This is a genomic window from Cobetia sp. Dlab-2-AX, assembly GCF_024124625.1.
Classification (GTDB): domain Bacteria; phylum Pseudomonadota; class Gammaproteobacteria; order Pseudomonadales; family Halomonadaceae; genus Cobetia.
The window spans coordinates 409,669-422,096 of record NZ_JAMXRV010000002.1; the positions used below are offsets into that span (position 1 = coordinate 409,669).

The 12,428-nt window shown below is 65.0% G+C and carries 10 protein-coding genes, 1 tRNA gene and 1 riboswitch; of the genes, 5 read left to right on the plus strand and 6 right to left on the minus strand.

All coding sequences use genetic code 11. The annotated features are described in order from the left end of the window. Together NH396_RS04840 and NH396_RS04845 are read left to right on the plus strand one after the other, a co-directional pair. Positions 1 to 91: transfer RNA gene (locus NH396_RS04840), tRNA-Ser, on the plus strand. Positions 92 to 310: 219 nt separating this feature from the next. Next, a complete protein-coding gene (locus NH396_RS04845; RefSeq protein WP_176676711.1) occupies positions 311 to 1,522 on the plus strand; it encodes a DEAD/DEAH box helicase in 1,212 nt (403 codons plus the stop codon). Between the two features lie 157 nt (positions 1,523 to 1,679). Here NH396_RS04845 and NH396_RS04850 read toward each other — a convergent pair whose 3' ends face one another. The 3 genes from NH396_RS04850 to NH396_RS04860 all read right to left on the minus strand — a co-directional run bounded on the left by NH396_RS04850 (position 1,680) and on the right by NH396_RS04860 (position 5,802). Next, on the minus strand, positions 1,680 to 2,804 hold the full coding sequence (locus tag NH396_RS04850; RefSeq protein ID WP_176676710.1) for a diguanylate cyclase: 1,125 nt from the start codon (positions 2,802 to 2,804) through the stop codon (positions 1,680 to 1,682). Between the two features lie 185 nt (positions 2,805 to 2,989). Beyond that, positions 2,990 to 4,699 carry a potassium/proton antiporter gene (locus tag NH396_RS04855; protein WP_175089843.1) on the minus strand — a complete coding sequence of 570 codons (1,710 nt, stop codon included), beginning with the start codon at positions 4,697 to 4,699 and terminating at the stop codon, positions 2,990 to 2,992. 137 nt (positions 4,700 to 4,836) lie between these two features. After that, the gene (locus tag NH396_RS04860; RefSeq protein ID WP_176676709.1) at positions 4,837 to 5,802 is read right to left on the minus strand and encodes a hypothetical protein; all 966 of its coding nucleotides are present in this window, start codon (positions 5,800 to 5,802) and stop codon (positions 4,837 to 4,839) included. A gap of 187 nt (positions 5,803 to 5,989) precedes the next feature. After that, a riboswitch (TPP riboswitch) is annotated at positions 5,990 to 6,103 on the plus strand. 58 nt (positions 6,104 to 6,161) lie between these two features. On the opposite strand from NH396_RS04860, the gene NH396_RS04865 reads away from it, so the two are divergent. From NH396_RS04865 to NH396_RS04875, 3 genes are all read left to right on the plus strand, one after another. Then, complete coding sequence (locus NH396_RS04865; RefSeq protein WP_253062105.1) at positions 6,162 to 6,914, plus strand: ABC transporter ATP-binding protein; 753 nt, start codon at positions 6,162 to 6,164, stop codon at positions 6,912 to 6,914. Then, complete coding sequence (locus NH396_RS04870; RefSeq protein WP_175089841.1) at positions 6,911 to 7,678, plus strand: ABC transporter permease; 768 nt, start codon at positions 6,911 to 6,913, stop codon at positions 7,676 to 7,678. The genes NH396_RS04865 and NH396_RS04870 overlap by 4 nt, the downstream gene beginning before the upstream one ends. A 146-nt stretch (positions 7,679 to 7,824) precedes the next feature. After that, complete coding sequence (locus NH396_RS04875; RefSeq protein WP_253062107.1) at positions 7,825 to 9,117, plus strand: ABC transporter substrate-binding protein; 1,293 nt, start codon at positions 7,825 to 7,827, stop codon at positions 9,115 to 9,117. Positions 9,118 to 9,230: 113 nt separating this feature from the next. Here the strand turns inward: NH396_RS04875 and NH396_RS04880 are convergent, their stop codons facing one another. The 3 genes from NH396_RS04880 to NH396_RS04890 form a co-directional block, all read right to left on the minus strand. Then, a complete protein-coding gene (locus tag NH396_RS04880) occupies positions 9,231 to 10,499 on the minus strand; it encodes an MFS transporter (protein WP_176676708.1) in 1,269 nt (422 codons plus the stop codon). After that, positions 10,496 to 11,320, minus strand: a complete 825-nt coding sequence (locus NH396_RS04885) for an alpha/beta fold hydrolase (protein ID WP_306424376.1) — start codon at positions 11,318 to 11,320, stop codon at positions 10,496 to 10,498. Before NH396_RS04885 ends, NH396_RS04880 begins: the two co-directional genes overlap by 4 nt. 139 nt (positions 11,321 to 11,459) lie before the next feature. After that, positions 11,460 to 12,368 (minus strand): LysR substrate-binding domain-containing protein, encoded by a 909-nt coding sequence (locus NH396_RS04890; protein WP_175089838.1) that lies wholly within the window; start codon positions 12,366 to 12,368, stop codon positions 11,460 to 11,462. Positions 12,369 to 12,428 lie beyond the last annotated feature (60 nt).

Below are 12,428 nucleotides of genomic sequence, written 5' to 3' on the forward strand. Positions count from 1 at the left end.
GGAGGGATGGCAGAGCGGTTGAATGCACCGGTCTTGAAAACCGGCGTAGGTTAATAGCCTACCCAGGGTTCGAATCCCTGTCCCTCCACCACCTTGAATTCCGAAAGCCCCGTCTACTTCAGGTAGGCGGGGCTTTTTCATTGTTGCCGCGCAGCGCCCATCGCCGCCACTTCGCTACCCTGCCTGAGCGATGCCCAATGATGCGCCGGGCCGTCAGCGGACTTTCGGCTACAGTGAGCATCACTGCGCCAGACATTCCTTGCCGCAGAATGTGCGCTTGCCCCTCCCCCTTTAGACAAGTCGAGACACCATGCCATTTTCTGCCCTTGGTTTGAGCGATCCCATCGTCAAGGCCGTCACCGAGCAAGGCTACCAGACCCCGACTCCCATCCAGGAGAAGGCGATCCCCGTCGTGCTGGCCGGTGACAACCTGATCGCCGCCGCCCAAACGGGTACCGGCAAGACGGCAAGCTTCGTGCTGCCCATCCTGCAGACCCTGCAACAGGCGCCCAAGGTGCGCGCCAAGCGCGTACATGCCGTCATCCTGACCCCGACGCGGGAGCTGGCGATTCAGGTCGAAGACAACATCCAGCACTACGCCCGGCATCTGGAAGTCAGCTCCATGGCGATGTATGGCGGCGTGGAGATCGAGCCCCAGCAGCAGCGTCTGATCGAAGGTGTGGACATCCTGGTGGCGACGCCCGGCCGCCTGCTGGACATGCTGACCCGCCGCGCGATCCATCTCGACGAGACACGCACTCTCGTCATCGACGAAGCGGACCGCATGCTCGACATGGGCTTCATCGCCGACATCAACAAGATCATCGAGAAGCTGCCAAGGGAGCGCCAGAACCTGCTGTTCTCGGCAACGCTCTCGGCCCAGGTGCGTGTGCTCGCCAAGACCGCAGTGACGGACGCCGTCGAGATCATGATCGCACCGGAGAACGTCACCGCGCCCGACATCAGCCAGTATCTGATCACGGTCGACAAGGAGTTCAAGTCCGCCCTTCTGAGCCACCTGATTCACGAGAAGCAGTGGCAGCAGGCGCTGATCTTCATCGAGACCAAGCGCGGCGCCGCCAAGCTGGTGAGTCAGCTGGAGAAACGTGACATCGCCGCCGAGTCCTTCCACAGCGGTCGCAGCCAGGCCATGCGCGAGCAGCTGCTGGCCGACTTCAAGGCCGGCACCATCAAGTATCTCGTGGCCACCGGCGTTGCCGCGCGGGGCATCGACATCGATGATCTGCAGCGCGTGGTCAACTACGACCTGCCGGACGCCGCCGAGGATTATGTCCACCGCATCGGGCGCACCGGCCGTGCCGGGGCCAGCGGTGAAGCCATCTCGCTGGTCTCGCGTGATGACTTCCGCAACCTGTGCGCCATCGAGCAGCACCTGGGCTATTTCGTGACGCGCGAGGTCGTGGAAGGCTTTGCACCCAAGCTCGCGGTACCGGCCTCGAACAGCGACTACGCCCCCAAGCCCGCAAGCAAGAGTCGCCGGCGCCAGTCCAACCGCCGCTGACTTATCTCAGGGCAAGCCTGGTGACGCCCTGACACAAGCACGCCCCCGGAGACATGAACGTCATTCTGCGGGGGCGCGCCGGGTTGTATACCAGGCTTTGTGCACGAAGCTCTGCGCGCAGTGCTCCATGGACAGAGCTACGCACAGTGCATTGCGCTCAATTGATGGCGGCGATGCCCGGCCCGCCCACGGGCCCCAGCTGGGTGTCACTGACGAAGCCATTGCCGCCATCCTGCTTGGCGCGGAACAGATTGACGTCAGCCTTGGCGATCAGGCCTTCCAGGTCCTTGTCGCCGGACTGACGCTGGGCGACACCGATCGACAGATTGACATCCAGACTGTTGAGGCCGTCATTGATGACGAATGGCAACGCCGAAGCGCCCTTGCACAGACGCTCTGCCACCTGGTCGACGCGCTCGCCATGCAGCCCCGGGCATAACAGCACGAACTCCTCGCCGCCATAGCGCCCGACCAGATCCTCCCCGCGCAGGATGCTGCGCATGCGCCGCACCAGCTCCTTGAGCACCTGATCACCGGCCTGGCGACCCCAGGTCTCGTTGATCAGCGCCAAGTGGTCGACATCGACCATCATCAGGCTCAGCGGCCCGTTGTTGATCAACATGCCGCGTCCGCTGTCGACCAGCTCCGCGCGACTCAGGGCACCGGTCAACGCATCGAAGCGCCCTCCCGTCTCGAAACGCTGCTGCAGGCGCTCCACCGACCAGCCCATCTGTACCAGCACCAGCGTGAAGAAGATGGTCAATACACCCAGATTGATGATGCGAAATGCCAGCATCCAGCCAGCGGGCAGCAGATGGGTCGGCCCTTCCAGCATCAGGATGATATAGGCCAGCAGCGGCATGCTCAGGCAGGCGGCACACAGAAGTACGCGCCGCATGAACGACATGCGGATCGAGTAGATGCACAGCAAGGCACCGAAGTAGAAGTAGTCGAATCCGGCCTCCGAGCCGAAATAGCTTAGCGAGAAGCTGATCTGCGCACAGGTGCCCAGCGCCATCAACGTGGCCGCCAGGGCTTCACGGCGAGCACGGTGCAGCTGCAGGCAGACCAGATCGACGATCAGCATCGCCAGATTCAGCGCCAGAATGCCCATCTCACCCAGCCACAACAGCAGGATGGCGTAGATCAGATGGCAGCTGACCGCCAGCACGTAGACCATGTTGAAGGTGGCATGAAAGGTCTTCTCATCCGCCGTGAGCCCGGGCGGGAATTGCTCGAATCGTCGCAGAAAGCCCGCGAGATGAGGATGTGGGCTGGCCATGTAGTCACCTCCTTGTCGCTGGCCACAAAGGATGGCCAGGCGCTGTCACGGACAAATTGGCCTGACATCAACAGAGTACGATATTGATGAGTCCAAACACGACGCCCCCATTACACGCAGTGCAATGGGGGCGTCGTAGTGCGTGAAGTTCAGACAGAGGCTCAGGCTCAGACACGGAGTCAGGCTCAGTGCAGTCGCAGCCCGACCTTGGTGATGCGATTGCCTTCCACCTCGTTCACCACCCAGTGGATGCCATGCCAGTCCACATCGTCGCCGACCACCGGCACCCCACCGACTCGACGAGTGATGAACTCGGCGATGGTCAGATGCTGCTCGCCCTGGGAGAGTGTCAACCCGTAGACATCGGCGATATCCTGCATGTTGGCATCGCCTTCCAGCGTGAAGGTCCCGAAGAAGGCGCGCTGCTCATGCTGCAGGCTCTCGCCATTGAACATGCGGTTGAGGCTTGGCACATCACACGAGCGCCCTACCACGCACAGCACATCCTGCTGATGCAGACAGGTGCTGCCCTTGGGGTGGATCAACACCTTGTTGCGGAACAGCGCCCCGACCTTGGCCCCCGACGGGAAGCGCAGCATGCGCAGCGCCACGCCTTCCAGCGCCGTGTTGTCGACGCGATAGACCAGCATCTCGTAGTCGTTGACCGGCATGATGCCGAGCAGGTTGCGGCGACTGGGCTGTGCGCCCGGCGGCACCACCACCCTCAACTTGCGCGCCATCGGCGCCAGCGATGAGCCCTGTACCAGCAGCGAGATGATGACCACGAAAAAGGCGACATTGAAGTAGAGACCGGCATTCTCGACCCCGGTGATCACCGGGAAGATCGCCAGCACGATCGGCACCGCCCCTCGCAATCCCACCCAGCTGATGAACCACAGCTCGCGCCAGCGGAAGCGGAAGAACGGCTTGAGACACAGGATGACCGCCAGCGGGCGCACCACCAGAATCAGCGCCACGCTGAGGATGGCGGCCGGCAGCGCGAACTGCAGCATGGTCGACGGCGAGACCAGCAGGCCCAGCATCAGGAACAGCACGATCTGCGAGAGGTGTGCCATGCCATCATGCACCGGCAGGATGTGCTCCAGATGACGACCGGGGTGATTCCCGATCATCAGGCCGCACAGATAGATGGCGAGGAAACCGCTGCCGCCCATCTCGTTGGTGGTGGCGAACAGGCTCAAGCCAAGTGCCAGCGCCAGCAGCGAATAAAGACCGGGGGCGAGGTCCAGATAACGCATCAGGCGTGCGATCAACCAGCCGCCGGCGATCCCCATGGCGGCGCCGACACCGAACTGCAGCAGGAAGCTCATGATGCCCGACGCGACGCCGGAGAGCTGACCGGTCAGGATCTCGGCCAGCGTGATGGTCAGGAAGATCGCCATCGGGTCGTTGGTGCCGGACTCGATTTCCAGCGTCGCACCGACACGCTCATTGAGGTGAACGCCCTGGCCTCCCAGCAGCGAGAAGACCGCCGCGGCATCGGTGGAACCGACGATGGCCCCGACCAGCAGGCCTTCGATCAGGGTGAGATCAAACAGCCACATGGCCAGAAGGCCCACCAGGCCACTGGTCATGAAGACCCCGACGGTGGCCAGCACCAGCGCCGGTTTCAGGCCGGCACGAAACGTGGACAGCCGCGTACGCAGGCCGCCATCGAGCAGGATGAGCGCCAGCGCCAGATTGCCGATCATGTAAGCGGATGAGGCGTCGTCGAACTGGATGCCCAGGACGCCATCTTCACCCGCCAGCATGCCAAGACCGAGGAACAGCAGTAGCAGCGGCATGCCAAGACGCGCCGAGACGCGGCTGGCCAACACGCTCAAGGCGATCAGCGTGCCTGCCAGCAAGAAATAATAATTCAGGTTCTCTACCACGAGTGCTCCCCCGCCAAGCCCTACATCAGATCTCGAATGACGTCCATGACGACTCACCCACAGTATTCCATGTCAGCGAAGGGGCTGCAGAGAAATTTCACACCTTTCATGTACTTGCAGTGTACAGCACGCGAATTTCACGCCAGGCTGCGCGGCGAGACCCAGGCAGGGGCTGCCGCAAGCTCAGCATAGGACCGCGGGCCGAATGCCTCCATCGCCCACAACAGCGCACGGCACAGCTCACGCTGGCCATCGAGATCGACCATGCGCCCATGGCGCGAATAGCCCTTCATGAAGGCCTGACGCTGCTCCGGCGTTTCCAGCAGCAACTCCACCAGCGCCCAGTCGAACTCGATCGGCGCCCACACCAGCGCTTCCCAATCGCTCCATACCCAGCCGGTGGCGGCGCACAGATACTGATCGGCGCGCATGTCCGGCAGACACCACACCGCGCGAGTCGGCGCCGGGAAGGTGCGCTTGAGCAGCGTGCCGAGTTCCGCGCGACGCGGGTGATGGGCCAGAAAGCGCGTGACGCGGGCATTCCAGTGCAACAGCGGCATCGGCTGCGCCAGCGGCTGACCGAAGCCCGACACCGTATCCTGATGCAGGCGACCGAGCTGGTCGCCCAGCAGCTCACAGAAGGTGATGCTGAGATTGCTCGGCTGACCGCTGGACCACGGCAGGTGCCAGATGGGCGCGCCATCGAGACGCCCCAGGAAGGTCAGGGGCAGCGGCGGAATCGGCAGGCGCGCGGGCAAGGCGCCCGCCAGTCGCGTCAAACCCTCCGGCGTCGCCCAGCGATCGGCACCGAAGACCCCGCGCATGGCGTGCCAGAAGGGGTCGTGGTCTGGCCCGGTTCGCGCCAGCTTGATCAGCCCCGGCGTGCCGCCACGCTGGCGCCACAGCCAGTTGGCGCTATCCGGCCAGGCGAGTGCCAGCGGTTCGAGCGGTTGCCCCAGATAGGTCGAGAGCCGTCGAGTCAGTGACTCCTCGGGCCAGCCCCTGGGCACGGGGTGCGGCTCCCCCGTGGCGTCAGCTGCGCTCGGCCGTCGCGGGGGGACGGGATAGCTGGAACAGGTCGAGAGATCCGGTGTGTCGGGCATGATGATCTCCTTGGGCAACACGTCTTGTTACAGTCATGTTCAGCATACCCAAGGCGTGCCACATCGGCATAGTCCGTTTCGCCCCACTCAGGAAAGCCAATCAGGAAAGCCACTCAAGAAAGTCGCCGTCTCCCCTGTCCCGACTTGCGTCGGACAAGACACCGGCAAGACAGTGACGTTACACTGTCGGCCTGGATGGGGGTGCCCGAGAATGGGCTGAGAGTCGCAGCGATACGTCGCGCGACAACCCCTGGAACCTGATCCGGTTGATACCGGCGGAGGGAATCCCCGACGCGTGCCCTGCACGGCGCGTCACCTGCTTCCTCCTGCCGGCACGCCGCCTGACCACGGAATTGCCTGTGTCGCTGGGACTCACCCTCAACAACGCACGAATCGATTACGCCGGCCACACGCTGTTCCGCGATATTTCCGCGCGTCTGGAGGCTGGTAGCTGGACGGCACTGCTGGGGCGCTCCGGCTGCGGCAAGAGCTCGCTGCTGCGCCTGCTGGCTGGCCTGGAAATGTCAGATCTCCACCAGCTCGACCTCGCCACCGATGACGGTCAGCCGCTGACCGACCGCGTGGCCTGGATGGCGCAGCAGGACCTGCTGCTGCCGTGGCGGCGCGTCATCGACAACCTGTGGCTGGGCGATGACCTGCGCCGGCGGCCGCGCAATCGCGAACTCGCCCATGAGCTTCTGGCCGCGGTCGGGCTTGAGGGTCGTGAGCAGGCCTGGCCGGACGCCCTCTCCGGCGGCCAGCGCCAACGCGTCGCTCTCGCCCGCACGCTCTATCAGCAGGCGCCGATCGTGATGATGGATGAGCCGTTCTCGGCGGTGGATGCCATCACCCGTCTGGAGCTGCACGATCTGGCCAGCCGCCTGCTCAAGGGCCGCACCGTCCTGATGGTGACCCACGACCCGCTTGAGGCATTGCGCCTTGCCGATCAACTGCTGGTGCTGCGCCCGTCGAGCGCCCCGGGCCACGGCGCCGAGCTTGAGCATCTGCCGGGGCTTGGCGCCGTGCGGCCGGTGCCGCTGGATGACCCGGCCCTGCCGCCGGCGCAGGCGCAACTGATCGCCCGCCTGCGTGATAGCGAGGAGGCCGCATGAAACGTCTGCACGCCATGCGTCACCTCGTCATCAGTACGCTGCTCCTGCTGGGACTTTGGCAGCTGATCATTGCCGTTACCGCCGTACCGCCCTACATTCTGCCCACGCCCCAGGCCGTGCTCGAGGTGCTGATCCAGAAGGCACCGCTGCTGGCCCATCACGCTGGCGTCACCATCAGCGAGATACTGGCCGGGCTGGTGCTGGGCATCCTGCTCGGGCTTTCCACCGCGCTGGCGCTGGCCTTCATCCCCCGCCTGCGCCGTACGCTGTTGCCGATGCTGCTGATCAGCCAGGTGATACCGCTGTTCGCGATCGCCCCACTGCTGGTGCTGTGGCTCGGCTATGACATGCTGTCCAAGGTAGTGATGGCGACGCTGATCATCTATTTCCCGGTCGCCTCCACTGGCTACGACGGCCTGCGCCAGACCCAGCAGGGCTGGCTGGATCTGGCCCACACCCTGGGCGCCAGCCCATGGCGCAGATTGATCCACATCCAGCTGCCCGCCGCACTGCCGGCGCTGGCCTCCGGCATTCGCATGGCCGCGACTGCCGCCCCCATCGGCGCCGTCATCGGGGAATGGGCCGGTGCCAGCCAGGGGCTGGGCTATCTGATGCTCAACGCCAACGCGCGCATGGAGATCGACCTGATGTTCGCCGCCCTGCTGGTGCTGGTTGCCTTTTCCCTGCTGCTCTATTTCTCGCTGGATGCGCTGCTGCGCACCCTGATGCCCTGGCACCGCGACCGGCTGACACGTCTGAGCTGACACGCCTTGCCTTCGGAAAAATACTGCATGACCGCATGACCGCATGACCGAAAGACGCAACGACGCTCGACACAAACTGCAAGAGCCTGACGACTGCCGCCCACGAACGGCAGCACCACTACCCTGTGATCACAAGGAACTCCGCCATGTCTCATTCGTCATCGGCGCCACGGCGCAAAGCACAGCCGACACGTTCACCGCGTGCCTCGCTGCTGTCCACCGCCTTCGCCACCCTGCTGACCACGCTGTGCCTGAGCAGCCTGCCAGCCACTGCCATGTCGGCCCACGCCGCCGAGGCAGAACCCGCCGCGACCAGCACCCAGTCAGCGCCGGAAATCGTCGCTCAGCAAGCCGAGGTCGGAGTGAACGGCGACTCAACCGCCTCCGCGCCGGTGGCGAGTCAGGAAGCCGTGGAAGCGACTGCCGGCGCCGCCGAGCAGGCGAAGAACGGTGCTGAACCGACCGCGGAAGCCACGCCAGCCGGCGACGAACAGAGCGCTGATGCTGACTCGAAGGACGTTGCCAAGGACGCTGCCACCGCCGAGCAGCCGCTGACGCAGTTCAAGGTCATGCTCGACTGGTACACCAACCCCGGTCACGCCCCGCTGGTGCTGGCACAGGAGCTGGGGCTGTTCAAGAAGCACGACCTTGATGTCGAATTGATCGCCCCCGCCGACCCGAGCGTGCCGCCCAAGCTGGCTGCCGCCGAGCGTGTCGATATCGCCATCAGCTATCAGCCGCAACTGCACCTGCAGATCGATCAGGGCCTGCCGCTGGTGCGTATCGGCACCCTGGTCGCCACGCCGCTGAATGTGGTGGTGGTGCGCGCCGACAGCGACATCCAGTCGATCGCCGACCTCAAGGGCAAGCGGGTCGGCTACTCGGTCGGCGGTGTCGAGGAAGTGCTGCTCTCCACCATGCTGCAGCACAGCGGCCTGACGCTGGATGACATCACGCTGACCAACGTCAACTTCTCGCTGACGCCGTCACTGCTGACGCGCAAGGTCGATGCCGTCACCGGCGCCTTCCGCAACTTCGAGCTGGCCCAGATGGCTCAGGAAGGCGTCAAGGGCCGCGCCTTCTACATCGAGGAAGAAGGCGTGCCGACCTATGACGAGCTGATCTTCGTCGCCAACAGCGACAGCTACGAGCGCAAGCAGGCGCAGTACGCCGGCTTCCTCGCCGCCGTCGGCGAAGCCACCGCCTGGATCATCAACCACCCGGACCAAGGCTGGGAGATGTTCCGTGACTCCGATCCGGCACTGGATACCGAGCTCAACAAGGAAGCCTGGTACGCCACCCTGCCGCGCTTCGCGCTGCGTCCTGCCGCGCTGGATGCCGGCCGCTACCGTGACTTCGAGGACTTCCTGTTCGAGCGCGGCATGATCAAGAAGCGCCAGTCGCTGAGCCACCTGGCCGTCGACGTCAACGCGCCCTGAGACGTTGAGCGCTTGAGCGCGCCCCATGCAAAACGCCCTGCCGGAATCTCCGACAGGGCGTTTTGGGTTTAGGTCCGGCTCACTCTCGCCATCTTGTACCGATTCCACAAGCGCTAGCGGCGGGCCAGGCGACGCGACAGCCACAGGATCTGCAGCGGCTGGATCACCAGCGCGATCATCAGCACCGCGACCAGCAGCGGCATGCCTTCCAGCGCGCCACTCGGGGTGCTGACCAGCAGTCCGGCGCCCACATAGCTGCCGGCGGCAGAACTCAGATGCTGCACGGCACTCTGGGTGCTGGTGAAGGCTGCCCGCTCGTGATCGGCGGGAATGAAGCTGTTGAGCGTATTCTGGGTCACACGCCGCGCCGACGAGAACAGCATGTAGGCGCCAAAGCCGATCCAGATCAGCGACGGCCCCGGCGAATGCAGCAGGAAGGCCCAGCCGACCAGCGCCGTCATCAGGCAGGTGATGGTGCCCGGCCAGACACAGCCATAGCGATCACACAGCCGCCCCGTCAGCTGCATGCCGACCAGCGACAGCCCGCCGCCGATCATGTAGAGCCCGCCGAGATCCTCCCGCGGCAGGCCCAGATTGAACAGCAGATAGCTTGCCAGGTTGGGAATCACCAGGAAGTTGCTGAACATCGCCGTGGCGATCAGCGCCAGCCCCAGGCGATGGTCGGGCTGGGCCAGGATGTTCAGGATCGTGGTGCCCTTGCGGCTGCGCAGGCGGGTCTCGGGGTTATCGAGATGACCGCGGATCGGCGGCAGTATCCAGGCCAGCAGCCCGCACACCAGCAACGCCAACAGCGCCACTGCGCGAAATGGCGCCTGCCAGCCGAAGCCCTGCGACAACCACAGCGCAAACGGCAGCCCCAGCACCGAGGCCACCGAGAAGGCACCCATCACCAGCCCCATGGCACGCCCCCGGCGGACTCCCGGCACCACGTCGATCACGATGGCCAGCGCCGTCGCCGCCGCTGGCCCGCCGAACAACCCACCCAGCATGCGCGCCGCCAGCAGGGTCTCGAAGTCGGTGGCGAAGCTGGCGATCAGATGACAGAGCGCCGCACCGAACAGGAAACCCAGCACTGCCCAGCGGCGATCGAAGCGATCGGCGTGCCGTGTCCACAGCAGGGTACCCACCGCGGCGGCCAGCGGATAACTGCCGACGATATAGCCTAGGTGATCCAGCGGAATGCCCAGCGAGGTAGCAAAGTCAGGGCCCAGCGCCATCACCATGGTGAAGCCCATGATGACGGCGAACTGCAGCAGGGTGACCAGCGCCACCACCAGGCGCTCGTGGGTGGTCACCGGCGGGATGACCCGATCACTCGCGGCCGGCTGACGATTTTCGGAGTGACTGCTCGGCGTACTCAAGCGCGTGCGACGCGATCAAGAAACGCCACCACCGCCTGCTGGAACTCGCTGGCACGCTCGGCATGCAGCCAATGGCCGGCCTCCAGGGAGTCATCTTCCAGCGCAGGGAAGTGTTCGCGCATCGTCGCCAGGCCCTCGGCCTGCACGTAGTTGGAGCGCGACCCCCACAGCAGCAGCGCCGGCAGCTCGACCGGCCCCTGACCGTGCGGCGCCTCGACGATCTGCGGGTAGCCCGCGGCGATATGGTCCAGCCCGACGCGCCAGCCCATGGCGCCATCGTCGAGACGCACCAGATTGGTGGCGAGGAACTGGCGGATGGCCGGGGTATCGACATGCTGCGCCATCACCGTGTCGGCCTCCTTGCGTGAGGCCGGGCGCGCGTCACGCACCGCCTCGAAGGCAGCAAAGATATCGTCATGCCCGTGGCCATAGGCGACCGGCGCGATATCGGCGACCAGCAGGCTGCGCAGACGCTCGGGCGCCTCGAGCGCGACCTGCATGGCGACCTTGCCGCCCATCGAGTGGCCCAGCAGGTCACAGCGCTTGATGGCAAGGCGGTCGAGCAGCGCGATGACATCCGCGGCCTGCTCGGGGTAGCTCATGCCGGCCACGTGCGGGCTGCGGCCGTGGTTACGCAGATCCACCGCGATCACACGGCGCGTCCGCGACCACGACTTGATATGCGAACGCCAGTTGTCGGCACTGCCGAACAGGCCGTGAAGAATGACCAGCGGCGTCGCGTCCTGCTGGCTCGTTGTCTGTTCCTCGGCGCCATCACGAGCATCGCTCTCGTGGTAATAAAGCTCGACCGTTGTGCTCATCATCATCTCCATGGACGCTAGACAGACCGTTACGCTCCCCGTGGCTCAGGCTCAGCGGCGTGGCTCGGCGGCAGCCGGATCGCGGGGAGCGCCTATGTTAGCAAACTATCAAGCGCGCGGCGGCTCCGCCCTCGACGGCTCAGCGCGGACTGGCTTCCAGATAGACCTTGACCGCCTGCCACAGCGGGCTGCGGTAACGTTCCGGGTGCCACAGCATCGAGAAGCGCCGCTTCAGGTTGAGCTGGGGCGTGGCCAGCACCACCAGCTCGCCACGCGCGATCTCGGCCGCCACCGACAGCCGCGACAGACACCCCAGCCCCAATCCGGCGAACACGGCCTGCTTGATGGCCTCGTGCTGGCCCAACTCCATTCGCACCTTGAGACGTTCGATCCGCCCATGCAGCGCACGCTCGAAGACCGCCCGCGTGCCCGAGCCACCCTCGCGCAGAATCCAGTCGGCCGTGGCGAGATCCTCATCGCTGAGCGCCGTACCGCGCATGGCCAACGGATGGCTCGGCGGCGCCACCACCACCAGCTCATCCTCGCGCCAGGTCTGGCTCATCAGGCGCGGCGCGTGGCAGTCGCCCTCGATCAAGCCGAGCTCGGCGTCATAGTTGAGCACCGCCTCCACCACCTGGTGGGTATTGCGCAGGCGCAGATTGAGCTCGGTGCCCGGATGTTCGCGCATGAAGGCCCCTGCCAGCCCCGGCAGCAACCAGGTGCCGATGGTGGCGCTGGCGGCGATTTCCAGTTCGCCACGCAGGTTGCCATCCACCACGCCGGGCTCACGGGCCTCAAGTTCCAGCGCGTGGGTCTGCTCCAGCAGTTGCTCGGCGCGCGCCAACAGGCGGCGACCATTGGCGTTCAGGGCCAGGCGGCGACCGAGGCGCTCGAACAACTGCACCTCGAGATGACGCTCCAGTTCGGATAACCCCTGACTCGCCGCCGATTGCGACAGGCCGATCTCGCGCGCCGCGGCGCTGACGGAGCCGTGGCGTGTCACCGCCACGAACACTTGCAACTGACGCAGCGTGATGTGGATCTGCATATCGGTTTTTCCGGTATGTAATAAAAGAATAATCGACTAACTGCCGAATAATATTCCCGA